We start from the raw sequence: 25,744 nt of genomic DNA, 5'->3' as shown, positions 1-25,744 counted from the left end.
TTGCTAAACTGTCTAGATTTAGCGTAGCTGCTTTCTTATTTAAGTACTTAAAAAGTTCTTTCTTTTTTCTCTAGAGTCACTTGCCTTCTCGACCAATACACTCAATTTTTTGCTCATTTAAGAAAATAAGTGAAGAACAGATGATAAAATGCGACGAGAAACGGTGCTTTTTTTGGGGGGAGTACCTTTTTAGGAATGTTTAACTCATACCGTACTTTGTAGAGTCTAAAATAATAGTATAGGTTTTCTAAATGACGCATTGACAGGCGATTGATTCTTACATAGATTTGACTCTAGTTGTAGGAAGCTCGCTGAAAAAGCGTCTGGAATCAATTCCATGCAAAATTTGCAAGATCACTTTTTAATTGCCATGCCCGCTTTAAGGGATTCTTATTTTGAACGATCTGTGACTTATATTTGTGAACACAGTGAAGAAGGCGCCATGGGCCTTGTCATTAATCAACCTATCTCTTTAACGATCCGAGAATTGCTCACCCAGATTGAAATCGACAGCACAGATGAATTCAGTCAGGAAGAAAATAGCGTATTTGCTGGCGGACCTGTTCAAAATGACCGAGGGTTTGTTCTGCACTCACCAGGGGGTACCTGGAATAGTAGTATGCAACTCACTAAGGATGTGAGTATTACAACTTCAAAAGATATCTTAGAGGCCATCGGAAATAACCTGGCACCAGAAAAGTTCCTCGTCACTCTAGGCTATGCTGGCTGGAGTGAGGGTCAACTGGAACAAGAATTAATTGATAACACCTGGCTTACAATCCCCGCAGATGAAGAGATCCTCTTTGATGTTCCCATCCACTTGCGTTGGCAAAAAGCAGCTGAAAAGATCGGCATTGATGTCTGGCAGCTATCTAGCCAGATTGGTCACGCCTAAGTATTCATAAAGAAGTAACATGTATGACGAAAAATATTGGCGAGCGTACTGCGCTTGCATTTGATTTTGGAATGAAAAGTATCGGAATCGCTGTTGGGCAGGAAGTGACCGGTTCGGCACGCGGTATTACAGCAATCAAAGCCAAAGATGGGATCCCAAATTGGGACGATATTCAGAAAGTAATTGATGAGTGGCAGCCGGATATCCTGATTGTTGGCCTGCCATTAAATATGGATGGGACAAAGCAGCAAGTCACTTTCTCAGCACAAAAATTTGCCAATCGCCTGCACAATAAATTTCGCCTTCCTGTCGAAACCAAAGATGAGCGACTCACGACCGTGGATGCACGGGCAAGATTGTTTGAACAAGGCGGTTATCGTAACTTGAAAAAAGACAGTGTCGATGCAGAATCTGCAAAACTGATTTTAGAAAGTTGGTTTGAAGCGCAGTGGGACTAACCCCCCACTACGCACATGGCTTGATTTGGCTGACAGTTAAAACTGGTCTTCGTCTTTTGATAACCCTTCAACCGTTGCACCTTTCAGTAGGCTGGTCTCTTCAGAGCCTTCCTTACTTTCACTTCTCAGTTTGATCATCAAACGGAGGTCGTTCGGTGAATCAGCATGATGCAGCGCATCCGAATAACTGATCCGCCCCGCCTCGTAGTGATCAAACAGCGCTTGGTCAAACGTCTGCATGCCTAATTCACGAGATTTACTCATTGTTTCTTTAATTGAACTGATTTCGCCACGTTTGATTAGCTCTGAGACCATCGGTGAATTCAATAAGATCTCAATCGCAGCGGCACGCCCTTTTCCATCGACGGTCGGCACAAGTTGTTGTGCAACAATCGCGCGAAGGTTCAATGCCAAATCAAATTGTAATTTCGCATGTAGCTCTTTAGGCACTAGATGCAAGACACGGTCAATCGCTTGGTTTGCATTGTTCGCATGAAGTGTTGCAACGCACAAGTGACCGGTCTCTGCAAAGGAAAGCGCATATTCCATGATTTCCTGTGAACGGATCTCACCAATCAGAATAACGTCTGGCGCTTGACGAAGAGAGCTCTTTAGTGCCGCATCGAACGAATCGGTATCCAAACCAACTTCACGTTGGGTGATCAAGCTTTTGCCATGGTCATGTACAAATTCGATTGGATCCTCAATCGTAAGGATATGCCCTTTTGAATTATGGTTTCTATGACCTAATAAAGCAGCAAGTGATGTTGATTTACCCGTACCAGTAGCACCCACAAACAAAACGAGACCACGTTTGGACATGATGACGTCTTTGAGTACTGGTGGTAGACCAAGGCTATCTGCTTTTGGAATTTCCGTCACAATTCGACGACATACCATCCCAGCACGATCGCGTTGCCAAAAAGCAGAGACACGAAATCGACCAATATCATTTGCAATCGCAAAGTTACATTCCTTGGTTTCTTCAAATTCCTTGATCTGTTTTTCATTCATGGTGCTTTTGACCATGGCTATCGCGCCAGCATCATCAAGCACATTCTCATCAAGTGGTGTCATTTGGCCATCAATTTTTGCACTCGGTGCAAGACCGGAAGTAATAAACAAATCCGATGCGTCATGGTCGACCATTTTTTGGAAATAGGTGTTAATGTTACCTGACATCTTCAATCTCCTATCGCATCATTCCGCCACCCATGCCTCCACCCATACCGCCGCCCATGCCACCTCCAGCATTTTGGAACGCCGCTTTATCTTGAGCTTTCGCAGCAGCATCAGCCGCAGTGACTAGACCACGATTTAATAAATCTTGTAAGCATTGATCCATCGTTTGCATACCAATTGCAGAACCGGTTTGGATGGCAGAAACCATTTGTGCCACTTTATCTTCCCGGATCAAATTACGGATCGCATTCGTGCCGATCATGATTTCATGCGCAGCTACTCGTCCACCACCAACTTTCTTCAAGAGTGTTTGCGAGATAACAGCACGTAAAGATTCGGATAACATCGAGCGGATCATCGCTTTCTCTTCGCCAGGGAAAACGTCGATGATACGGTCAATGGTTTTTGGAGCGGAGGTTGTATGCAAGGTACCAAATACGAGGTGACCCGTTTCAGCTGCGGTCATTGCAAGTCGAATGGTTTCGAGGTCACGAAGCTCACCAACCAGGATGATATCAGGGTCTTCACGAAGTGCTGAGCGCAGTGCATTACTAAAACTGTGCGTGTCACGATGAACTTCACGCTGGTTGATTAAGCTCATTTTATTCTGATGCACAAATTCGATTGGGTCTTCGATAGTGAGGATATGATCATTTTTCGATTTGTTAATGTGATCAATCATCGCTGCCAATGTTGTACTTTTACCAGAACCTGTTGGCCCAGTCACGAGAACAAGTCCACGTGGGTAGGATGCAATACTCTGGAAAATACTTGGTGCACCGAGTTGTTCAAGTGATAAAACTTCGCTCGGGATGGTCCGGAATACTGCACCAGCACCACGATCATGCATGAAAGCATTGACCCGGAAACGTGCGAGATTTGGTACCTCAAAAGAAAAGTCCACTTCCAGATTTTCTTCGTATTCTTTCCGTTGCTTATCGTTCATAATATCGTACACAAGGGCATGTACTTCTTTATGTTCGAGCGTCGGTACATTAATTCGCCTGACATCACCATCAACACGGATCAGTGGTGGTTGGCCTGCAGAAAGGTGTAAATCTGATGCTTTATGTTGAACACTAAAGGATAACAGTTCTGTGATATCCATAAGCAGTATACTCCAGAGCTTATTTAACAAATTGTGAATAATATGAATAAAATAGCAGATCGACTACAATCCGCCTACGACAAAATAGGATTAATTTCACAAAAATACGGAAATAGTATTAGTAATATTAGACTAGTTGCGGTCAGTAAGACCAAACCTGTTGAAGATATACGCACCGCTTACGAGGCTGGACAACGTGCATTTGGTGAAAACTATGCTCAGGAAGCGCATGATAAGGCGAATCAACTGGCTGACTTCGAAGCAATTGAATGGCATTACATCGGGCCAATTCAATCCAATAAAACTAAAATACTCGCGAACTCGATGGATTGGGTGCAAACCATTGATCGAGAAAAAATTGCGCGACGACTCCATGAGCAACGAGACCCTCATCGTCAACCATTAAACGTCTTAATTCAAGTCAATTTGGATGAAGAAGAGAGTAAATCGGGTGTGTCTGATCAAGAAGTATTGCCATTAGCGCAAGCAATTATCCAATTGGAGCGATTGAAATTACGCGGGATCATGGCAATCCCTCAAAAATCTGAGTCTTTTGAGCAGCAAAGAAAATCTTTTGCAAAGGTTCAAGCTTGTTTTCAAGCGTTAAAATCCCAATATCCACAGGTAGATACTTTATCCATGGGTATGTCCGGTGATCTGGAAGCAGCAATTGCCGAAGGCGCTACAATGGTGCGCATTGGTTCTGCAATCTTTGGCCCAAGAAATTAATAAAGAAATAACATCATGAATCAACAACTCAATATTGCGTTTATTGGTGCTGGAAATATGAGCAGCAGCATCATTGGTGGGTTAATCCAAGGTGGATACCCAGCCAATCAGGTCATGGCCGCCAATCCTTCTCAGGGAAAATTGGAAGTATTAAAAGATAAGTTTGCGATTCAGACGACAAACGATAACCTCAAAGCAGCTCAATTTGCAGATGTACTCGTACTCGGCGTAAAACCGCAGATGATGGAAACAGTGTGCAACCAAATCTATACTATCCCTGGTTTATCCGATAAACTCATTGTCTCACTCGCAGTCGGAATGACCGTTGAGCGACTCAATGCTTTGCTCCGTTGCCAACCAGCCATGATCCGCTGCATGCCAAACACGCCTTCCCTGCTAGGCCTCGGTGTTTCTGGTCTTTTCGCTTCCAAAACATCTGACGCACAAAATCAGTTTGTCACACAAATGATGGAGAATACCGGCCAAGTCATTTGGCTTAAATCGGAGCCGGAGATTGATCGACTCGCGGCGATATCCGGCAGCGGTCCAGCTTATTATTTTCTATTTATGGAATCCATGATAGAAAAGGCAGTTGCACTTGGTTTTACACCAGAAACCGCCAAAATCATGGTTCAACAAACAGCCCTCGGTGCTGCTGAAATGGTGAAGGAAAATAATATCCCTGTATCGACACTGCGAGAAAATGTGACATCAAAAGGTGGGTCAACCGCAGAAGCATTACGCGTTTTCAATGAAAAACAATTAAAATCAATCATTGATGAAGCCGTCGATGCAGCCATCACACGCGCTAGTGAAATTTCAAAAACGATGTGAGGAACACAATGAATCCTTTTCAATACTTACTTGAAGTGCCATTTGATCTTTTTTTATTTTTTCTGATGCTTCGGATCTGGCTTCAAGCAGCAAAAGCTGATTTTTATAATCCAGTGAGTCAAATGGTTGTGAAATTGACTAGCCCTGTTTTAGCACCTCTTCGTCGGGTCATTCCAGGTCTTTGGGGCATTGATCTTGCAGGTATTTTACTGATGCTGCTCGTTGCATTCCTTAAAATATTTCTTGTTTTATTGATTTTCCAAGGGGAAATATCCATTCTCATCACGCTCATTTATACCGTAAAATCTATTTTTGTCGTTGCCTATTATCTGCTGTTTGTCGCTTTGATTGCGCGTGTGATCTTCAGCTTTGTCGATGCAGGATATAACCCTGTTAATATCCTGGTGCAACAATTAACTGAGCCATTGCTCCGTCCTATTCGACGTGTTGTTCCACCTGTCGCAGGGTTTGATTTTTCAGTGCTTATTGTTTTTATAGCCTTGAATTTCTTAAGCTTACTTGTTGCACAATACGTTTAACGCCCCCGTATCAACCATTCAAATAAAAGATGAAGCCATTGTGCTTCATCTTTAAGTTCAGGAAATTAGTGATTCCAAATGAGCGACGATCAACAAAGAGTGAAGGTTTTTCAGCTTGACGGATAAATCACAGGTGACATTCAATATTTGATACATCACAATACGCCTTAGGCTTCTTTGTGAGTGCCGCTAACAACTAAAATTGGATCATCAAGCCACTATGGCTAAGGAGAAGTGCAATGAAAACAACACGATTCAGCCTGTTATTTTCTGTACTCTTGTTATTTTCTTTCAATATTAATGCCGAACAGATGAAAAAACTCGGCACCTGGGAAGTCCATTACATTGCATTTGGGTCAACCTTCCTCACCCCTGAAATCGCGAAAGTCTATGGTATCGATCGTTCACGCTATTCTGGTTTGATTAATATTTCAGTTCTCGATACGAGTAAAGAAGGGAAGCCAGCGCAAGCTGTGAATATGAAAGGGGTTGCCAAGAACCTCCTTGGCCAACGTTACGATATTGATTTTCAAGAAATCCGTGAAGGAAAGTCGATCTATTACATCGCTCAAGTCAAGTACAGAAATGAAGAAACGTTTAACTTTGATATTCAAATTACGCAAGGGAGCCAAGCCCACCAGCTGAAGTTTTCTCAAAAATTTTATGTTGATTAGGGGGAAATGCCCCCTTACTTATTAGGGTCTGTTGATCTTTCTGTCATGAAAGGTCAACAGACCCTAATCGATTGCTGCATTCACTGAACCTACTTTTTAATGCCTTCAATATGCAGCGTTAAATCTACATGTGTTGAAGCAGGTCCCAGATTATATGAAATATTGTAATCTTTGAGGGCTATTGAAGTTGTCCCACTAAAGCCTGCACGGTATCCGCCCCATGGGTCTTTTCCTTCCCCTATTTTTTCAGCATCAATTTCGATTGATTTCGTCACACCATGAAGCATAAAATCACCAATAACTTTGAGTTTTCCATTCCCTTTATCGACAATCTTCGTACTTTTGAAAGATGACTTCGGATATTTTTTTACCTCAAGAAAGTCAGCATTTTTTAAGTGTTTATCACGCTCTGCGTGGTTAGAGTCAATACTTGTTGTATCAATATCGACAACGATGGAGGATTTCTCTATATCTTTTTCAAGATTAAATTCACCAGAAAACTTGTTAAAACGTCCCGTCAACCAGCTGTAACCCAAATGCTTAATTTTAAATTGAATCGATGCATGGGCTCCCTTTGTATCAATGACATACTTATCTGCAAAGGCAAGTGGAGAGGTGGTCATCGCCACAAATGCAGCGGCCAAAATTGTTTTTTTCATTCTATATTCCTCATTTAAATCAATTACTTTCCGAACATTCTAAGCAGTGTTCGGTCTTTCTGAATAAAGTGATGCTTGAATGCAGCAAGTGCATGGAAGAGAGCCAATCCAACGAGGCTGTACGCCAACCATTTGTGCAAAAAGCCGGATACATCTTCCTGGTTTTCAATTGGTAATGGATAAGCAGGAACCGAAAACCATTCAAATACTGAAATGGGACGTCCATCGGCAGTTGAGATAAAGTACCCCGTGACCAATACCAAGATAATAAGCAAATAGAGTAAAGCATGAGCCATTTTAGCCATCAAATTTTCCAGCTTGCTTTCTCCTAAAGGATGAGGCGTTGTTGTAAAAATTTTTAAAACGACACGGACTAACATAACCACTGCTAACAGGATCCCAACACTTTTGTGTATATCTGGCGCTGTACGATACCATTCACTGTAGTAATTTAACTCAACCATCCAAAAGCCAAGTCCAAATAGCCCAAAGACAGTCAATGCCACAAGCCAGTGGAGACTAATGCTAAACCATCCATAACGCTCTTTTGTATTGAAAAGCATCTTGATACCTCAATGGAGGATGAAAGTTTCCTCTAAGTCTGTCATAAGTCAGAGGAAATTGAAAAGGGCAATTCCGAAAGAAATATATGAAAATGTTATATAAAAATGAAATTTGAGTGTTTTTAGATATTAATGAGAAGATTGAATCGAAGAAAATAGGAAAATATAGCAGCTGCATGATAGACCCAGTGATAAACCGGGTCCAAGTCATCAGACGAATCGCTAAATGCGACGTATTAAACGGAATAAACCAAACAATAAGATAGAAAAAATCCCAAATGAACCATTATCATCGTTAATTGAGTTGACGCCATCTTTTCTTAGACGCTTGCCGCATGCTTTCACCGCGTCACTGTGCGTCATCCGAATAGACACTGTGGTTTCAACCTGAGTTTTCTTACCATTTGCATCCAGAATCAACTCACCACTGTCGTCCTTTCTATCAATAAGCTTGATTGCATTCGCAAGGATCACACCATCATTATTGATATCCACAGCATCAATGATCGTATACTGGGATTGTTGTTCACAAGATGTTGTTTCATCTAGGTTAGTAAGTTGTTTGTTTTCCATATCATAGAGGTATCCCCTGATTGGAATTGGTGTTTGGAAAGTCGTCTCTGCACGTCCAACAATTTGCTTTTGATTATTAATCGCATTGGCGTAAATATTTGTACGATTTGCAAAGGAAGGAAGAAATGAAACATCATCATCACCAATATGCGAGGCATTTAAGGTCATCGCATCATACACAAACGATTTCGTTCTCAGCACACCATCACCAACATCTTTTATGGCATATCCAACCATCAAGCCATTGTCATTAATATCAGTTGCTGTGGAGTTAAACCACTTTGTAGAATCTGACACACTGATGACTTGCCCATCACGAAATAGTGCCAAATGATTACGAATGACATCTCCATCTACAAAAGTATTAGCAACCCCTACAGCAACGCCACTTTGATTGACTGCGTATGGCTCTGAGAAAAAATAATTCGAGTTATCATCTTTACTTATTTTCGCAATTTCAGCTTCGCTCGCAGCGAGTCCAAGTGGTTTTGCATCCACAAGTGCACCATTTTGATAAGTCCACTGGTATGCCTCTGTTAGAAATAAAGCACGGTTACCATAGCTGGTATGAAAACAACCCAAGCGGCCTTTTGGTTCAAACTTAACACACTTCTCATCTTGGTTCGTCGTTTTCTTCTTTGCATACTCTGTCAGTTGTGTACTCATCGAGCCAACAACGGTGCCTGAGTTATTGATATCTGTAAAAGATGAATATCCGCCCGTCCCTGTTTCATCAGGTGTCAACGTGATCACCTTATCACCATCTGCAAGTAAAGCGCGTCTTCTGTATTGCTGTTGCCAAATATTGACGAGTTTATTCCCGCCATCCGTTGTATCGTAATCCAGATTCGTTATGAACTCATATGGTGCAGAGTGGAAGCCCACTGCAACACCTTGTTGATTCAAACCATTGAATTGGATCTTTGTACTTCGGTTTTTATCTTCCTCAATCGAGGTCTCTTTCAGAGCGTTTGCATTTTTGATCACAAACCCATACTGATCACCGACTTTTTGAAAATAATAGTTAGTTTTACGCCACGATAGAGATAGGTATTTCACCGCATATGTTGCTGAAAAACTGTCAAGTGTTTCATTAGATGAATTAAAGTCATTAATTATTCTATCTTTCTCAGCGTCCGTCAGGCGCCTTTCACCAAGTGATCTGAGCGTGCTATCTCTTTCAAAATGACGGATCCACTCAACAAATTCATCCGTACTCTCACCATTTTCATCAATCTTAAGTAAATCTTTTCTAACGGGGAAGCTATCTTTCCCAAGCAACATGCCAGCGACATCATTCTGGTCATTGATTGCTATCCCAATTGATTTATGTGCATTGCCTGATGGCAGTTCCTCAACAACGTAGCCTGCTGCTTGGATCTGTGCCGCGCAGCTGATCCCTGTGATAAATAATGCGATTTTTGTTGGCTTCAACATACTTATATTCACTTTTTATTGTTTAGCGCACTGCAAGGTTAATCTGATGAACCCTGCATTGACTCCAGTTCATCCCAACGTTCAAAAGCCACCTCGAGAGCAGCCTCAGCCGTTTGTAATTCGTCTAAAACGGGTTGTGTTTCTTCAACTGATTTTTTAAAAAATTCGCCATCATTGACGATGAGTTGTAATGATTCTATCTGCTGTTCCAGTGCATCAATTTTTCCTGGTAGCTCTTCCAATTCCAGCTTATGTTTATAAGAAAGTTTCGATGCTGCCTTTTTCCTTTCTTTTTTCTCTGTTGGTTCTGGCTTTTTCTCTACTTTCGGTTTTTGTGCTGCAACTTGGTTTGCCATTCTCTCCAAGTGAGCTGCACAAGACTCATAACCACCAACCAACTCGGCAATCTTCCCCTGCCCTTCAAACAGAAGACAACTCGTTACCGTATTACTGATAAATTCTCTATCATGGGAGACAATAAGCACGGTTCCTTGATAACTTGCCAAGATATCTTCTAAGAGTTCCAGGGTTTCGACATCAAGATCATTCGTCGGTTCATCAAGAATTAATAAATTACTGGGTTTCGAGAACAGTTTTGCAAGTAACAAGCGGTTTTTTTCACCACCGGAAAGTGCCTTCACGGGTGTTCTTGCTCTTTCTGGTGTAAACAGAAAGTCTTGAAGGTAGCCGAGCACATGACGCTGGCGGCCGCCAAAATCTATTTCCTGTTTCCCTTCAGCAACATTATCCTGAACACTCGCCTCTTCATTCAGTTTATTGCGGTACTGATCGAAATAAGCCACTTCAAGGTTCACCCCCTGGCGGAGTTTCCCTGATTTTGGTTTTAAGTCACCGAGTAATAATTTGAGTAACGTACTTTTCCCAATACCATTTGGTCCAACAAGCCCAATCCGATCGCCACGCATTACTAATAAATCGAGACCATCAATGATCGGTTTACTTTCAAAACCAAATTGCACTTGCTTTGACTCAAACACAAGCTTGCCAGAACGACTGGCTTCTTCGATTGAAAAGTCCACATGACCTTGACGTTCGATCCGATTGCCTCTTTGTTTTCTCAGCTCCTTCAGTGCTCTAACACGGCCTTCGTTTCTTGTTCTTCTTGCTTTAATCCCCTGACGGATCCAAGTTTCCTCTTCTGCCAATTTTTTATCGAATAGGGCATTTTGCTCTTTTTCGATATTGAGCAACTCTTCTTTCTTCACCAAGTACTGTTCATAGTTCCCTGAGAAAGAAGTGAGAATACCGCGATCCAAATCCAGAATGCGCGTTGCAACTGCACGAATAAATGCCCGGTCGTGAGAAATAAACACAACTGCACAGTTGAGATTTTTCACGAAATCTTCCAGCCACTCCACTGTTTGTACATCGAGGTGGTTGGTCGGCTCATCCAGAAGAAGAATATCGGGTGTATTTACTAGCGCACGCGCCAATGCGACTTTTCGTAGCCAGCCACCAGAGAGTGATTCAAGCTGCATCTCTGGATGAAGAGAAAGCTTACTCAGGATTGAATTTAACTGCGCATCCAAGCGCCATCCATCTAGCTGCTCAATTTGATTTTGCAGTTGCTCAAGTTGTTTGAGCGCCTTTTCATCTTCAGCTAGCCCTTCACGATGACTCAATTCGTGGTAGTTTTTTAGTAAGCTAGATACCTCAGGTGCGCCCTGGATCACATAGTCATAAACTGTTCCGGAGATATGTTTTGGTGGATCTTGCTCTAAACGAGAAACACGCAAGCCTTGAAGCCGTTTGATTTTCCCATCATCCAATGTGATCTCACCCTGAATGACCTTGAGTAGGCTTGATTTGCCAGCACCATTGCGCCCAACGATACACAGGCGCTCGCCTTGGTTTATCTGTAAAGTAACATCCGCAAGCAATGGTGTTGTCCCATAACTGAGCTCTGCTTGCGTAATTCGAAGTAGTTCCATAGGTTCTTATGACTCTAACAACTGTTGAATTTGTGCTGGCGTGAATGGCCAGTATAATTTTTCTTGTGAGATCACATGCTCTAATACCGGGATTTTATCGCCGTAGTCCCGCACAAGCAGCTCATCTCCCACAATATCCACCTTTTGTGTTTCAGCTAAATAACCAAGTTTACCTAGCTGAACTTCTGCAATTTCACATAAGTGACACCCTGCGGTCGAATAAAGCTTAAATGTACTCATTCAGCCAACTCCAATAACCAGCAGTGATGGATTTTTTGATTTCGTTCAAAGTCCAATGGGATCGTTTTCTTTGTGATATCTGTCACTTGGAATCCTAAATCCTCAATCGCTTGTTGATCAAGCTTAAATTTGCGATGGTTATTCGAAAATATCACTTTACCGCCTTCATTGAGACAATCTTTGATATCTTCAAGCATCAGCACATGATCACGTTGAACGTCGAAAACGTCTTTCATTCGCTTAGAATTAGAGAAAGTCGGCGGATCAAGGAAGACCAGATCAAATTTCTGTGTACAGCTTTGCACCCACTCAATGCAATTATCTTGCTCAAAACGATACTTCTTCCAGTTGAATAACTCGTTTTCCGCAAAGTTATCTTTTGCCCAATTTAAGTAGGTTCTGGACATATCCACAGACGTCACAGATTTTGCGCCACCAAGCGCAGCATGCACTGATGCGGTTCCTGTATAACAGAACAGGTTCAGGACATGTTTATCTTTGGACATTCGACCAAGCATCGCACGGGTAATGCGGTGATCTAGAAACAAGCCATTGTCCAAATAATCTGTCAAATTCACAAGAAAGCGCGCATTGTATTCTTGGACACTCACATACTGCGTTTTCTTTTCAAGTGCATTGTACTGGTTCTTGCCCTTTTGCTTCTCACGCACTTTATACAAAATCTTTTCTGGCTCTTGCCAAAACTCACTCAGAAGTAGTAACGCATCAAATTTTCGCTTACTGGCAGCAATCGCATCAACAGTTTTGGGTGGAGCGTATTCCTGAATGACAAGGTGCTCACCATACACATCCACTGCAAAGTTATATTCTGGAATATCGGCATCGTACAGGCGATAGCAGTCAATATTCTCTTGCTTGAGCCATTTTTTCAGCTTTTTGGTGTTTTTCTCAAGTCGCTTGAAAAAGCTCAGGCTGTTTTCATCATTCAGTTGGAATTTGCCCTGATCGCCTTTTTTGATTTCACACTGGCGCTCATCGAAGATGATCTGCATGATCTCACAATCAATCGGGCCATTTCGCACTTTGTTGCGTTTCTTTACCGCCACTTTAGCTTTCGCAGTAAACAGCTCATCTGAAGTAAGAAGTGAGACATGCCAGCCCAGTCCGTTTGTTTTAAGCTGATACATCCAACGCGCATATAGGTTGACCAGTGGTAGGAATTCCCCCATACGTTCTCCATATGGTGGGTTCGTCACAACAACACCTGGGGTATCGAATTGGGTCCAATCGAATTCTTCTGCACTGCCCTGATCAATTTTAAGAACCTTCCCAAACCCTGCATTTTTTGCATTCTTACGCGCTTTATCAACAACACGTCGATTGATATCACAACCGATAATCGTAAGATCTGGTGATGTTTCTTTTGCTTGCGCTTCATCGACAAGTACTTTTAATCCAGAAGCATCAAAATCATTGTGGTTTTCAAAAGCAAAATAACGTTTTAAGCCAGGCGCACGATGACAAGCCATACTTGCCGCTTCGATCATAATTGTTCCAGAACCACAGCACGGATCGACCAATGGCCGACTTGTATCTTTTAACCAACCAGATGCTTCAATCATTGCACAAGCAAGATGTTCTTTTAATGGGGCTTCACCTTGCTCTGAACGGTAACCTCGTTGGTGCAAAGAAGCACCGGAAAAATCAAGAAAGAGCTGAACTTTGTTTCTTCTTACGCGTGCCTGAAACACAAAGTCTGCATCCTGACGCTCGACATTCGGCCTTTCTGAATATTTTTTCGAGAATTGGTCAACAAGAATATCTTTGAGCAGTAATGCCCCATATTGGGTGTTCTCAAACAATTTATGTCGTCCGACAAAGTCAGTTTTGAAGGTCTGGTGGCATTTCATAATTGATGGGAAATTCACTTCATCAATCACACGAATAAATTCACCTTTGTTCTCAAAAAAGCCTTCGTGGATTTTTTTCAAGATACGTGTGCTATATCGAGTCCAGAGACAAATTTGATAAGCTTCCAGAAGTGAAGCGGAGAAGTAAACACCAGCTGGTGTTTCTTTGATTTGAGATGCACCGAGCGTTTCAAGCTCTCTGACCAGAAAAGATTCAAGACCTGGGGATGTTAATGCAAGATACTGGTTCATGCTGACCTTCATATGCTAATTCGTTACCTGACGCAATCCACTGACTGCACCACTCATTTTCAAGGCGCAAAGTATACCAGAAATGAAAGCACGTGTTGATCTTTGATCGGCTGTAGCCCAATGAGATTGATTCGATGACAAATATAGGTGCTTATTGACCGGGTAAATGCGTTTCGCCAGAATAGACTTTCTCAACAATCCCTTCTGATATCATTTCCTTTAGGGCTTGATTAAACTTTTTAACTAGATCTTTGCTTTCTGGACGATTTTTGGAAAGGATGAGATGATATTCATTTTCATAGACAGGTCTCGGGTGCGATACAATTTTACTTTGTTCATCGAGCGGTACATGAAGGCGGATAAGTTCTAAACCGACATAATAATTGATGAGCGCAACGTCAATGCGTTTGTGTAACAACTTGAGGAAGTTCTTTTCTTCATTCGGGATCCGATCAACCATCAGCGTACCCACAGTTTCTGCATCAGAAAAAGCCTGACCATAAAAATATTTATTGGTTGCACCGATGAGATAAGGCTTCAAATCTTCTAACTTTTCCCACTCTATAGGATGAGATTTTAGATGAAAAAGAACGTCTTTCGTATGAAGAACAGAGTCACTAAAGAAAAAATCTTTTGCTCGGTTGGTCGAGTAAGTCCATATCACTGAACCTAAGACTGTGCCACGCTTTGCTGTGTGATAAGCGCGGGACCAAGGGTAAAACTTATAATTGACTTGATAACCAAATCGCCGGAAAGCTTCTGATACGATGTAGCTCGTGGGACCATGATCTACCAATTCTTCTCCGAGAAATGGCGGCCACTCACCATTTGACAGGACAATGACCTTTTTCTGGGCATATGCTCCCGTGACAAAGAACAGGAGCAATATGAAACTGACGACTTTTAATCCATGATGCATACGTTACACAAAGTGAAAAAGAGACACTTCACTTAGTGTAGAAGAACTTATGCGTTGTTTTCTTGTACTTCTGGGATTTCTTCCACTTCATTGACATCATTTGCATTTGAGTCTGTTGTGAGTGCATAAGTAAATACAGCAAGACTTGCCCCTAAGATTGGCGCTAAGATATACAACCAAATATGGGAAAGCTGTCCAGAAATTAAAGCCGGACCAAGTGAACGAGCCGGGTTCATAGAAGCCCCTGTCGCAGGACCAGCAAATAATGCCTCCAGGGCAACAACACCGCCAATAATCGCGCCTGCAAGAACAACCTTTTCTTTCTCGCCAACCGTGACATGTAAAATCACAGTCATCAGCCACCACGTGAGTAATAGTTCAAAAATGAATGCATAACTTGCTGGGATACTTGGGATGGTACCCCCAAGGGATTCATTTGCAGGGTACATTGCGGATAGCAACATTGACGCGGCAATCGCACCTATACACTGTGCAATGATATAGGGTACAACACTGGCACCTGGGAAACGTTTCGACAACCAAAGCGCTATCGTTACAGCAGGATTAATATGAGCGCCAGAGGATTCGCCATAAGTGTAGACGACTACAGTTACGATTAAACCAAAAACAAGCGCAATACCAATATGGGTAATTGCCCCACCTGATGCTTGATTAATCACAACTGCCCCGGTCCCAGCAAATACCAACATAAAGGTTCCAAGGATCTCTGCAATTAAGTGTTTCAACTTCATGTTCGCTCCTTCAGAGTTATTTTTATCGTTTTTGAGCGCACTGCAATGAGGGAATGTTTACCCTCACTTCAGTAGCCACTGCGATTGACCCTATCGGATACAGTATCAGCCTACAATGCGACAGAATGATGAATTTTTTACGAATAATAGCGGTTCAATCGAGAGAAATTATTATTTGGGAGACGAGTCCGATTTATCTTTCGGAAAATACAACGTTAGAAACAGTGCCCACAGATCGTAGGCACCGAATTAATTCTGTTTCAAGTTAGCGACGACGCCAGATGGTACCATTTGGCCCATCTTCCAACTCAATATTCATGGCATTGAGTTTGTCACGGCACTCATCTGCCAAAGCCCAGTTTTTATCTGCTCGGGCTTGGTTTCGTGCAGCAATCAAGTTTTCGATTTCTGTTACCTCTTCATCACACTGCTGACCACAGAGGAAAAGCTCTGGATCACTACCTGCAATACCCAGCACTTCACCAAGATAAACCAATTGACCTGCAAGTCGGGCTGCTGTTTCTTTGTCAGATTCTTTCGTTCGATTGATTTCTTTTACCAAATCGAAGAGGACTGGCAAAGCTTCAGCAGTATTAAAATCGTCGTTCATCGCGCCTTCAAAACGCTGGATGTAGTCACTCTGCTGATCGAAGTCTTGAGATGGCGTTAAACCTCGAAGTGCAGTGTAGATTCGCTCAAGAGCGGAACGGGCTTGCTTCAAGTTTTCTTCCGTATAGTTGAGCTGACTACGATAGTGACTCGAGATCAAAAAGTAGCGTAGTGTTTCTGCGTCATACACTTTTAATACATCACGGATAGTGAAAAAGTTACCCAATGACTTCGACATTTTCTGCTTATCAACCTGGACCATACCGCCGTGGATCCATAACTTAGCGTACTCCTTGCCAGATGCACAGCAAGATTGTGCGATTTCATTTTCGTGGTGCGGGAACTGTAAGTCAGAGCCTCCACCATGAATATCAAATGTTGTACCGAGGTGTTTTTGACTCATTGCAGAACATTCGATATGCCATCCAGGACGACCATTGCCCCACGGTGAAGGCCACGATGGTTCATCCGCTTTTGATTGTTTCCAAAGTACAAAATCGAGTGGATCGTCTTTATTCTCATCCACATCAACACGCGCACCAGCTTGGAGCATTTCCAGATTTTGACGGCTTAAGCGACCATACTCATCATACTTGGACACATCAAATAACACGTCTTGATTTGGTGCAATATATGCGAACCCTTTTTCGATAAGCGTTTCGATGATATCAATAATTTCAGACATATGCGTCGTGACGCGAGGCTCGATATCTGGACGAAGTAGGTTAAGGGCATCAAAATCCTGATACATCTCAGCGATATTTCGGTTCACAAGTGTGTCTGTAGATTCCTGATTTTCCAATGCACGTTTGATAATTTTATCTTCTACGTCCGTGATGTTTCGCACATAGTTGACATCATAGCCCTGCCTTCTCAGATATCTCACCATCAGATCAAAGGCAACGTATGTTCTTGCATGTCCAACATGACATAGGTCATAAACAGTTACCCCACACACATACAAACCAACTTTGCCCGGTTCCATCGGTTGAAAGGTCTCTTTTTCTCTGGTCAATGTGTTAAATATTTTCAGCATGGGGAAACTATCTCCTTAAATTCTCTAATTCGGTTAAAACACTTGCTGAGCAGAGCATTCTAGCATCCTCTTGTGCTTGTAACTACCCCAAGTACAAAGAAGATCCTTTACAAGTCGTCCCCCTTCGCTACAATTGCCCTACTTTGACTAATAAGGCAAAAAATATGGTTACTTTACATACGAATTTGGGTGATATCAAAATCGCACTGAATGCAGAAAAAGCACCTGCAACGGTAGAAAACTTCCTGAGTTACGCAAAAGAAGGTTTTTATGAAGGAACGATTTTCCATCGTGTGATTGATGGCTTTATGGTCCAAGGTGGTGGCATGAGTTCTGGTTTACAGGAAAAAGAAAGCAATGCACCTATCCAGAACGAAGCAAACAACGGCCTAGCAAATAAAACTGGTACAGTTGCGATGGCACGTACAATGGAACCTCATAGTGCTTCCAGTCAGTTCTTTATCAACGTGAATGATAATGACTTCCTCAATTTCCGTGCAGAAACACCAGACGGCTGGGGTTACTGTGTCTTTGGTGAAGTGGTTGAAGGAATGGATGTTGTAAACAAAATGAAAGGTGTTGCAACGGGTACAATGGGCTTTCACCAAGACGTTCCACTCGAAGAAATCGTCATTGAATCAGTAACAGTAGAAGAATAAACAAGAGAAACATAAGCTTATAGAAGCTGACAACTTCCCTTAAGAGCAGCCGTACAGCTGCTCTCATATAGGTCTCCCATGCAAAAAACGTTGTTTATCTCCGATCTCCATTTATGTGAATCACGCCCAGACATTACTGCACTTTTCGTTGAATTCATCCAAACAACTGCTGTCGATTGTGACGCACTGTATATCCTTGGCGATTTTTTTGAAGTTTGGGTGGGTGATGATGATGATTCATCGCTTCACAAAGAAGTCGCGATTACATTGCGCCAACTCAGTGATGGCGGTGTCCCTGTCTTCTTTATCCACGGGAATCGTGACTTTTTACTTGGGAAATCATATGCAACACAATCAGGGATGAAACTCCTGCCCGAAGAAAGCATCATTGATTTATATGGTGAGCGTGTTCTAATCATGCATGGAGATTCACTCTGTACACAAGATTTGGCATATCAGAAATTCCGGAAAAAATCCCGATCTTGGTGGTGGCCAAGATTGATGTTGCTCCTTCCATTATCTTATCGCCAAAAATTAGGCAAAAGCGCCAGGGACAAAAGCAAACTCGCTCAAATGGATCTTGCTCAAATGAATATGGATCTCGATATTCTGGATGTGACACCAGAAGCAGTCATAGAAGTAATGGAAAAGCATCAGGTGAAGACCTTAATCCATGGCCATACACACCGACCAGATCAGCATGATATTCAACTTGCGCATAGCACAGGAAAGCGGATTGTTCTCGGCGACTGGTATACACAGGGCAGCTACCTAATTGTGACACCGGACACCAGAGAGCTTATTTTTCGTCCACTGCCCAAGCTTGGCGCCGAGTAAACCCTAATCTTTCGGCTCCTTTTTGGGATGAAAGGTATATTTATCCTGCTCATTAGTGAGGATCGCAATCTCGTCTGGGCAACCATTTTCATCAAAGGTGACATGTCCAATCGCACTTTGTGATAGGAGCTCAATCCCCTTTCGCTGCTCGATACGCCAATGCCGGATCCGCATTCGTTTTCGCTTCGTAAACCAGTTAAAAAAGGAGTATGGACTATAGAGGATGCGGTTGAACTTATCCAGACAGGCGATTAACTTCAACGGAAACTGGTTTTTGATCCCACTGCATGTAATTTGCCATATCTGTGGGGAGTTTTTGGCAAATCGGATCACCGCATCATAAACAAATGAATAATGGACATCACCAGACAATATCGTGAAGTGCTTGGGTGTTTTGGGGTGCTTGATGATTTGCAAGAGCGTCTTTGCTGCACCTGGGTGTGCCATCCAGTTCTCCACATCCACCAGCAATTCTTTTCCAAAAAAGGCAAACACTTCTTGAATGGCTTCTATCAGCTTTACACCAAAAACAGGCGCTGCGGAAACCATAATGACCGCTTCCTGATCCATTAAGTCCTGCTGCAACTCAGATAGCGTCTCCCAGTCCATTAACCCTGATGGGCGGTTGAACTCTTCTTCTGAGCGCCATCGATGGGTTCGTGTATCCAATACAATAATTTTCGGAAATGTATCAATCTTGTAGTGCCAACGTTCAAAGCCCAGCATCACATTAACAAGCTCGTCATGCTGCTCGGGCGTTGGGTGAGAAAAATAAGATTGTACCGTCTCATAAAACTCTGTAGTAAATCGTTCTGGTGCATTCCCCCAACCTTGAAACAGCCAGTATGCAATCAGTGAGTTCCCAATAATTCGTTTGGAAAATGGGTTACCATAAACATTCATTTCCCACTGGGCCGTCAAATTCCAATCATCAGTGACATCATGGTCATCAAAGATCATATACGTCGGTATATGCGCGAGCAGACGTTGTACTTGGTTTAGCCCAGTTTTAAATTCGCTCAGGATTTCATACTCAAGTTCAAACTTTTTCTGTAACGCTGGAGATAAGCTTTCTGGACAAGCTATCTCATCCCAATAAGTCCATAAAACAGGCGACCAGACTAACAAATACATCGCGATGTTTTCTGCCAATGAGATCAAATGGTTATGACTTTTCACGGACGAAAATACAGGCTGGCTATTCGGTTTTATCCAACGCATCCAAGTATTCGTCAACTGGATCTCGTTTTTGGGAAGTATATTATCGCGCAGATATAGTTGATCGGGATGATCATAGAGTCCTTTCGTATCTTCAAACGGCGCATGAATAAAAGTTTCTGAATACAATCCCAATTCATCAATGACCTTTCTAATCAACAAGAGCATCGGTCCAGCAACATCATCCGCATAGATTTGATCACCGGTCATCAATAACATTGCAGGACGAGGGGTTGCTTGTGCAACTTTCTTGGCAATCAGCTCATCCGCATTCAGTAGCGTATCTCTACTCGGATAGTGTGGGTTTCGACATGAGCCATGAAGTAACGAGCCAACATGAAACTGATATTGAATACTGAATACATCTTGATCGGCGTAGCAGAGCCAAGGCTGCTGCTTAGATAGCATCTCATCATCGACTTGAATGTCGTAATACAGAGTTTCTCCATCCACAAGCGGCTGCTCAAAAGAAAGTGTGATTAATGAGATAAAAGCGTGAGAACCAACTTGTACTGTGTCGACCTGAGTTGAAGCAATGTTCTCTCGTTGAGCCGTACTCGGTAATTGCACTGACAACGCTGCCGGTTTTTTCAGTGCAACCCAAATAACACACTCCTTTGCTGTCAACTTTCGAACAATCGGTCCTGCAATAACATCCCCGATGATTCCTGTAATATTTGTCATGCAGTTAATTTTGCCTTTTTAAATAACCGCGCAAAATTTTCCCCTGTCGCTTCGATGAGCGCTTCATCTCGCAGACCTTTCAGGTTTGCGACGTATTCTGCAACTTCTTTCACATAACCTGGCTGATTTTGCTTTCCACGAAATGGCACAGGTGCTAAATAAGGTGAATCCGTTTCAATCAATAAGCGATCAAGTGGAAGCTTACGGACGACATCTCTCAGCGCTTCTGCATTTTTAAACGTAACAATGCCAGAGATGGAAATATACCAACCTAAATCCAAAGCTGCTTTTGCCATTTCCCAGTTTTCCGTAAAACAATGAAGTACACCACCACATTTATCAGCGTGGTTGTCCCGCATCACAGCAATAGTGTCTTCTCGCGCATCTCGGGTATGTACGATAACGGGTTTATCAATTTCATTCGCCAGTTGAATATGCTGGGCAAATGATTCTTGTTGCTGGATTTTATTTTCTGATGAATAGTAATAGTCCAGCCCCGTTTCACCTAGCGCAACAACTTTTTCATGAGACGCGTATTCACGCAATAACGCAAAGTCGAGCGTTTCTTCAATATCACAAGGGTGAACGCCGCAGGAAACCGAAATATCTGAATGAGCTTCAACAGAAGACAACATTGTTGGGAATTCATCTAAAGTAACCGAAACACAAAGAAAATGCTTTACGCCACGATCTCTTGCAAAGTCAAGTACTTCCGCCATCGAGGAGTTTGACTTCGCATAATTGATACGATCAAGGTGGCAATGAGAATCAATTAACACGTTACAACGACCTTCTTTCCGTGGTTAAACGCTATAGAGTAAAGGTTGGATCCGAAGACTTCAATAGGTGCCCCAACGCCACCTCTATTTTTTCACGCAAAATTGTTGAATCACCATCCAGCGCGACACCATATCCTGGTGGCGTTGCATGTTGCGTATTTTTTGGCGTATGCCAAGAAACAACGCCTTTCGCATCTTGAAATTCAAGCGCATCTGGCAGCATCACTTTCAATTGAACTTCTGTTCCCATTGGCAGAAGTTCCGGGGCTCTGATAAATAAACCACCATTTTTAAAAAAAGGCATAAAACAACTATAAAGTTCTCTTGTATCATCAAAGGTGAGCTCGATCACTTGCACACTTCTCTCCTTTCCAACTTTGTTTTAATTTGATGAGAAAATTGTTCACAGAAAGCTGCATATTCTGACCTAAAACCCGCCCATAGTCACTCAAAAAGTCATAAACCTGTTGATGTATCAATTCTTTTTGACTGACATCCTGACGATGATAAGCGAGAAACAAAAGCCAATTCAGATATAAGTTTAGGTCATCTTGCGCAAGCAGAAAATCTGCAATTTGTTCTGTATTGATATTTCCTTCAAGCCACCCGTCAAAACTCTCATTAAATGATTGAAATAATGAAAGTTGTTTACTCTGAGACCATTGTTGAGCAAGACGTGGCATTCTTGAAAAAAACTGACGCTGTAATGCATCTTCAATAAAAATCCCTTCTTGCATAAACCATGCTGTGGTCTCGGAGGTTTTCAGTCGTAATTCAAATCTCAGACATCGGCTTAATATCGTCGGCAAAACATTCGCTTTATCTGACATACTCAGCAAAAAACAGGTATTGCCCGGTGGCTCTTCTAATGATTTTAACAATGCATTTGATGCAGCAATGGTCATTCTACCAATATCAGGAATGACAACAATTCGTGCACCTCCGAAGTGAGATGTTGTCAGGATCTTTTCACTGATCATACGGATCTCATCTACTCCGATGGTTCTATCTTGGTCTTGAATCGCTAAAAAGTCAGGATGTGCGCCTGCCTCAAAAGTCAGACATGAATGGCATTGTTCACAGGAGTGCAGCGCTGCTGAATGCTGGCAAAGGAGTGCCTGAGCAAGATATTTTAAAAACGCCTGTTTGCCTGAATAAGCAGGACCACAAACCAGAACTGCATGAGGAAATTTTCCACTTTGTTGTTGCTGATTCAACGCATCAAAAGGCGTTTTTAACCATGGATAGAATGTGGAGGAGAACGTATTCATGAATATTGCGGTTTATCCGTCATCACTGTTGCGAGGAAGTATTATTCCATACCTGACGGTGCTTTTTCTACTGCTATCAAACATACATACGAAATGAAAGGCCGTATTGGGGACAGCTTAAAAAATAGATGTAAAAAAGCCACTTTGTTAAAAGTGGCTCCAAATTCAATGCTTGAATGAAGAATTACTTTTCTGCTTTCTTGAGCGCTTTTTTAAGTTTTTTCAGTTTCTTGTCTTGCTTCTCAATTTTCGCTTTGCTGTTTTTAATTTGATTTTTGATTTCTTTGACAGACTTAGCCATTATTTTTTTCCTTATTATTGATGTTATTGCAGAACCGAATATACGGACAACAGTCTAAGCGATCAATAATATTTCACATATTTGTCATAAAAATGAGATTATTTTCTTAATGAAAATCCTTAAAAATCAACATAATCATCTAAATTCACTCCTTTGGTTGATATACGTTTTTGGTTGATAGAGATGAATGTTGGAAAAATTCATTGAAGACCAATTGCGATGAATTCCTATTTTAAATACTGAGTGATCCGATCTTCTTCTTGATTTTCATGAATCAGATACCTTTCTAGTACGTCCACGAGTTGCTCTTTGGTATATGGCTTCGCCAGGAAGTCATTCATACCGCAATGAAAACATTCTTCTTTGACCTCTTCCAACACATTTGCTGTGAGCGCGACAATTGGGATATGGTGCCCATCACCCTCAGCTTCGCGTATAAGCCTAGTTGCTTCAAGACCATCCATCACTGGCATTTGACAATCCATCAGGATCAAATCATATTGACCTTCTTGCCATTTCTCAAAGCCGATTTTTCCGTTATCAGCAATATCAACCTCAAAACCAAGCTGCGCAATCATCTCCTTTGCAACCAACTGATTCACAAGCGTATCCTCAATGACTAAAATCCTTCCTTTGGTTTCTTTATCTATTTCATCAATTGACTGGTGTTGGGTATCAGACTCGAGACTGTCCAGTTCTGGCTTTGATTGCTCTTCTGGCATTTGAGTTGAGCACTGTTCCATTGATTCTGTTTCATTCTGAGACACCTTGACATGATCCCCATCAGCATTGAGGGCTTGTTCTAATAGCTCGATTAAATCACCAGATTTGTATGGCCTTTCTAAAAAGCCTCGAATCAATGGGCTATCATGCTTTGGCGGTTCCAACTCGGAGGTGACAAAGAGAACAGAAGGACACTTTCGACCAAACCGTGTTTCTAAATTATCGACGACTTTTAACCCAGATATTGTACCAACCATGTTATCCATCAGAATTAAATCGTATTGCTGATTCCTAAGTATTGCGCCTCGGATAAACTGCTCTGCTTCATCAGGCCCCACACACACTTCTATTTTTGCACCAAGCTTTTCAAGTTGCGCAGAGGTTAGACGCATTTTTTGTTGTTCATCATCAATCACTAAACAATAGAGATCGGTATACAAAGACAATGGGTCGGTTTCATACTCCTCTAATCCATATTTACTCAATGACACTGTGAAATAAAAACAGCTTCCCTGGCCGATTTCACTTTCTAACTGAAGCTGTCCCCCCATCATTTCCACGATATCTTTTGAAATCGCTAACCCAAGCCCTGTCCCACCAAACTGTCTTGTTGTACTCCCATCAGCTTGTTGGAATTTTTCAAAAATGAGTTCCTGTTTATCTTGACTGATCCCTATCCCTGTATCTTGAATAGAAAAAGATACCTGTACTTCTTCTTCTGTTTCATTGAGTTTTTCAACAGATAATGTGATAGAACCATCCATTGTGAATTTAATTGCATTACTCACAAGGTTTCCCAAAACTTGCTTTAAGCGCGTCGGATCACCTGTTAAACAACTTGGTAATCGCGGGTCTGTATCAATATTAAGTTGAAGGTTCTTTTCATGGGCTCTCACCTCAAAGACAACACCAACTTCATCGACTAGATCGTAAAGGTTCAACGTGGTTGATTCCAGTTGGACTTGACCGGCTTCTATCTTCGAAAAATCAAGAATGCTATTAATTAATTCAAGGAGAGAATTTGATGAGTCAGAGATGACATTGACATATTTCTTTTGCTCATCTGGCATCACCATTGTTTGCATCAATGATGAAATCCCAATAATGCCATTCAGTGGCGTTCGGATTTCATGACTCATATTCGCTAAAAACTCACTTTTTTTCTGGTTTGCTTCTTCCGCTAACACCCGTGCTTCTTTTAAAGCAAAATTTGCTTGCCTGGTTTTATCAACCGAGCGATTATAGCTTTCAACCAATCTTCCTATTTCATCATCATATGGACGCTCAGGTATCTCAACCGCAATGGGCATATCATCCCGATCAAACTTGGAAACCCCCTCCGAGAGAACGGATAGAAAACGGACTACAACGTGATAAACGATGAATAAAATAAAGAGCGTGATTGCGAGGGTTTTAACCGCTTGAGAAATCAGTAAAACAACAAATTTGTCATAAAGACGCTTATAGACATTCAATAAATCTGTTTCGAGTCGAAGCGAACCAAGCTCATACTCCTTCGAATTTGTCTGATGCTTGATCGGCCATTCATAGACAAGAAGATACTCATTTACTTTTTTTCCATGAGAAAAAATCACCTCATAATCATCATAAATTTCAATATACTGCACATCAGGAAGATTCCCGATGCCATGAATGATTTTTTCTAATTGCTCCCTGTCTTCAATCCATAATGAAGCAGTAATAGCACTCAAATAGCTTGACTCAATTTCAGCCATCCGGCTATCAATCGCGCTTAAATCATTTTCATAATCCAAATAAATGTTCAGCCCAGTAATACACAGCGTAAATATGGAACTCACGATCAAAATATAAGTGACAAGCTGTCGGGCTATACCTATTTTTCTTTTCATTTCTTCCTGTTGTAGCCACTCAAGCCGTATATTTTTTCATTTTATTAATATAGATCAGTAAATTTAAATATAGGAACGCAAATCAACCTTCTGGATGAGGAAAATAATGACATTTATGC

General features: G+C 41.9%; 24 protein-coding genes. 8 read left to right on the top strand and 16 right to left on the bottom strand.

What is annotated here, in order from left to right; all coding sequences use genetic code 11:
• Nucleotides 1-337 precede the first annotated feature (337 nt).
• Nucleotides 338-895: a YqgE/AlgH family protein gene (locus C505_RS0115885; RefSeq protein WP_018693623.1), complete on the top strand. Its 558-nt coding sequence runs from the start codon at nt 338-340 to the stop codon at nt 893-895.
• Nucleotides 896-918: 23 nt separating this feature from the next.
• The gene (gene ruvX / locus C505_RS0115880; protein ID WP_018693622.1) at nt 919-1,353 is read left to right on the top strand and encodes a Holliday junction resolvase RuvX; all 435 of its coding nucleotides are present in this window, start codon (nt 919-921) and stop codon (nt 1,351-1,353) included.
• Nucleotides 1,354-1,389: 36 nt separating this feature from the next.
• On the opposite strand, the gene C505_RS0115875 is transcribed toward ruvX, so the two are convergent.
• Nucleotides 1,390-2,535 carry a PilT/PilU family type 4a pilus ATPase gene (locus C505_RS0115875; protein ID WP_018693621.1) on the bottom strand — a complete coding sequence of 382 codons (1,146 nt, stop codon included), beginning with the start codon at nt 2,533-2,535 and terminating at the stop codon, nt 1,390-1,392.
• A 10-nt stretch (nt 2,536-2,545) separates the two neighbouring features.
• Complete coding sequence (locus C505_RS0115870) at nt 2,546-3,643, bottom strand: type IV pilus twitching motility protein PilT (RefSeq protein ID WP_018693620.1); 1,098 nt, start codon at nt 3,641-3,643, stop codon at nt 2,546-2,548.
• 42 nt (nt 3,644-3,685) lie between these two features.
• On the opposite strand from C505_RS0115870, the gene C505_RS0115865 reads away from it, so the two are divergent.
• The 4 genes from C505_RS0115865 to C505_RS0115850 all read left to right on the top strand — a co-directional run bounded on the left by C505_RS0115865 (nt 3,686) and on the right by C505_RS0115850 (nt 6,419).
• Complete coding sequence (locus C505_RS0115865; protein ID WP_018693619.1) at nt 3,686-4,372, top strand: YggS family pyridoxal phosphate-dependent enzyme; 687 nt, start codon at nt 3,686-3,688, stop codon at nt 4,370-4,372.
• 15 nt (nt 4,373-4,387) lie between these two features.
• Nucleotides 4,388-5,206 carry a pyrroline-5-carboxylate reductase gene (gene proC, locus C505_RS0115860; protein ID WP_018693618.1) on the top strand — a complete coding sequence of 273 codons (819 nt, stop codon included), beginning with the start codon at nt 4,388-4,390 and terminating at the stop codon, nt 5,204-5,206.
• Nucleotides 5,207-5,214: 8 nt separating this feature from the next.
• Nucleotides 5,215-5,745 carry a YggT family protein gene (locus tag C505_RS0115855; RefSeq protein WP_018693617.1) on the top strand — a complete coding sequence of 177 codons (531 nt, stop codon included), beginning with the start codon at nt 5,215-5,217 and terminating at the stop codon, nt 5,743-5,745.
• Between the two features lie 239 nt (nt 5,746-5,984).
• Nucleotides 5,985-6,419, top strand: a complete 435-nt coding sequence (locus tag C505_RS0115850) for a DUF4426 domain-containing protein (RefSeq protein WP_018693616.1) — start codon at nt 5,985-5,987, stop codon at nt 6,417-6,419.
• An 89-nt stretch (nt 6,420-6,508) separates the two neighbouring features.
• On the opposite strand, the gene C505_RS0115845 is transcribed toward C505_RS0115850, so the two are convergent.
• From C505_RS0115845 to cysS, 9 genes are all read right to left on the bottom strand, one after another.
• Entirely contained in the window at nt 6,509-7,078 is a 570-nt protein-coding gene (locus tag C505_RS0115845; RefSeq protein WP_018693615.1) for a YceI family protein, read from the bottom strand.
• Nucleotides 7,079-7,101: 23 nt separating this feature from the next.
• The gene (locus tag C505_RS0115840) at nt 7,102-7,641 is read right to left on the bottom strand and encodes a cytochrome b (protein WP_018693614.1); all 540 of its coding nucleotides are present in this window, start codon (nt 7,639-7,641) and stop codon (nt 7,102-7,104) included.
• Between the two features lie 222 nt (nt 7,642-7,863).
• Complete coding sequence (locus C505_RS0115835) at nt 7,864-9,651, bottom strand: DUF3466 family protein (RefSeq protein ID WP_018693613.1); 1,788 nt, start codon at nt 9,649-9,651, stop codon at nt 7,864-7,866.
• 38 nt (nt 9,652-9,689) lie between these two features.
• Nucleotides 9,690-11,603 carry an ATP-binding cassette ATPase Uup gene (uup, locus tag C505_RS0115830; protein ID WP_018693612.1) on the bottom strand — a complete coding sequence of 638 codons (1,914 nt, stop codon included), beginning with the start codon at nt 11,601-11,603 and terminating at the stop codon, nt 9,690-9,692.
• Between the two features lie 6 nt (nt 11,604-11,609).
• Nucleotides 11,610-11,843, bottom strand: a complete 234-nt coding sequence (locus tag C505_RS0115825; RefSeq protein WP_018693611.1) for a glutaredoxin family protein — start codon at nt 11,841-11,843, stop codon at nt 11,610-11,612.
• Nucleotides 11,840-13,966: a bifunctional 23S rRNA (guanine(2069)-N(7))-methyltransferase RlmK/23S rRNA (guanine(2445)-N(2))-methyltransferase RlmL gene (gene rlmKL / locus C505_RS0115820; RefSeq protein WP_018693610.1), complete on the bottom strand. Its 2,127-nt coding sequence runs from the start codon at nt 13,964-13,966 to the stop codon at nt 11,840-11,842. The genes C505_RS0115825 and rlmKL overlap by 4 nt, the downstream gene beginning before the upstream one ends.
• Nucleotides 13,967-14,117: 151 nt before the next feature.
• Nucleotides 14,118-14,885: a substrate-binding periplasmic protein gene (locus C505_RS0115815; RefSeq protein ID WP_018693609.1), complete on the bottom strand. Its 768-nt coding sequence runs from the start codon at nt 14,883-14,885 to the stop codon at nt 14,118-14,120.
• A 47-nt stretch (nt 14,886-14,932) separates the two neighbouring features.
• Nucleotides 14,933-15,637 carry an MIP/aquaporin family protein gene (locus C505_RS0115810; RefSeq protein WP_018693608.1) on the bottom strand — a complete coding sequence of 235 codons (705 nt, stop codon included), beginning with the start codon at nt 15,635-15,637 and terminating at the stop codon, nt 14,933-14,935.
• 265 nt (nt 15,638-15,902) lie between these two features.
• Nucleotides 15,903-17,282 (bottom strand): cysteine--tRNA ligase, encoded by a 1,380-nt coding sequence (cysS, locus tag C505_RS0115805; protein WP_018693607.1) that lies wholly within the window; start codon nt 17,280-17,282, stop codon nt 15,903-15,905.
• Between the two features lie 164 nt (nt 17,283-17,446).
• On the opposite strand from cysS, the gene C505_RS0115800 reads away from it, so the two are divergent.
• Nucleotides 17,447-17,941, top strand: coding sequence for a peptidylprolyl isomerase (locus tag C505_RS0115800; protein ID WP_018693606.1), 495 nt, complete (start codon nt 17,447-17,449; stop codon nt 17,939-17,941).
• A 78-nt stretch (nt 17,942-18,019) separates the two neighbouring features.
• On the top strand, nt 18,020-18,778 hold the full coding sequence (gene lpxH / locus C505_RS0115795) for a UDP-2,3-diacylglucosamine diphosphatase (RefSeq protein WP_018693605.1): 759 nt from the start codon (nt 18,020-18,022) through the stop codon (nt 18,776-18,778).
• 3 nt (nt 18,779-18,781) lie between these two features.
• Here lpxH and C505_RS0115790 read toward each other — a convergent pair whose 3' ends face one another.
• From C505_RS0115790 to C505_RS0115765, 5 genes are all read right to left on the bottom strand, one after another.
• Nucleotides 18,782-20,680, bottom strand: coding sequence for an alkaline phosphatase D family protein (locus tag C505_RS0115790; protein WP_018693604.1), 1,899 nt, complete (start codon nt 20,678-20,680; stop codon nt 18,782-18,784).
• The gene (locus tag C505_RS0115785) at nt 20,677-21,459 is read right to left on the bottom strand and encodes a TatD family hydrolase (protein WP_018693603.1); all 783 of its coding nucleotides are present in this window, start codon (nt 21,457-21,459) and stop codon (nt 20,677-20,679) included. The genes C505_RS0115790 and C505_RS0115785 overlap by 4 nt, the downstream gene beginning before the upstream one ends.
• Nucleotides 21,460-21,490: 31 nt before the next feature.
• Complete coding sequence (locus C505_RS0115780) at nt 21,491-21,817, bottom strand: PilZ domain-containing protein (protein WP_018693602.1); 327 nt, start codon at nt 21,815-21,817, stop codon at nt 21,491-21,493.
• Nucleotides 21,792-22,730: a hypothetical protein gene (locus tag C505_RS23825; protein ID WP_018693601.1), complete on the bottom strand. Its 939-nt coding sequence runs from the start codon at nt 22,728-22,730 to the stop codon at nt 21,792-21,794. Before C505_RS23825 ends, C505_RS0115780 begins: the two co-directional genes overlap by 26 nt.
• 528 nt (nt 22,731-23,258) lie before the next feature.
• Nucleotides 23,259-25,625, bottom strand: coding sequence for a response regulator (locus C505_RS0115765; RefSeq protein WP_018693599.1), 2,367 nt, complete (start codon nt 25,623-25,625; stop codon nt 23,259-23,261).
• Nucleotides 25,626-25,744 lie beyond the last annotated feature (119 nt).

The organism is Algicola sagamiensis DSM 14643 (genome assembly GCF_000374485.1).
Taxonomy (GTDB): domain Bacteria; phylum Pseudomonadota; class Gammaproteobacteria; order Enterobacterales; family Alteromonadaceae; genus Algicola; species Algicola sagamiensis.
Note: the sequence above shows the minus strand (reverse complement) of the source record. Positions and strands in the feature narration are given on the sequence as shown.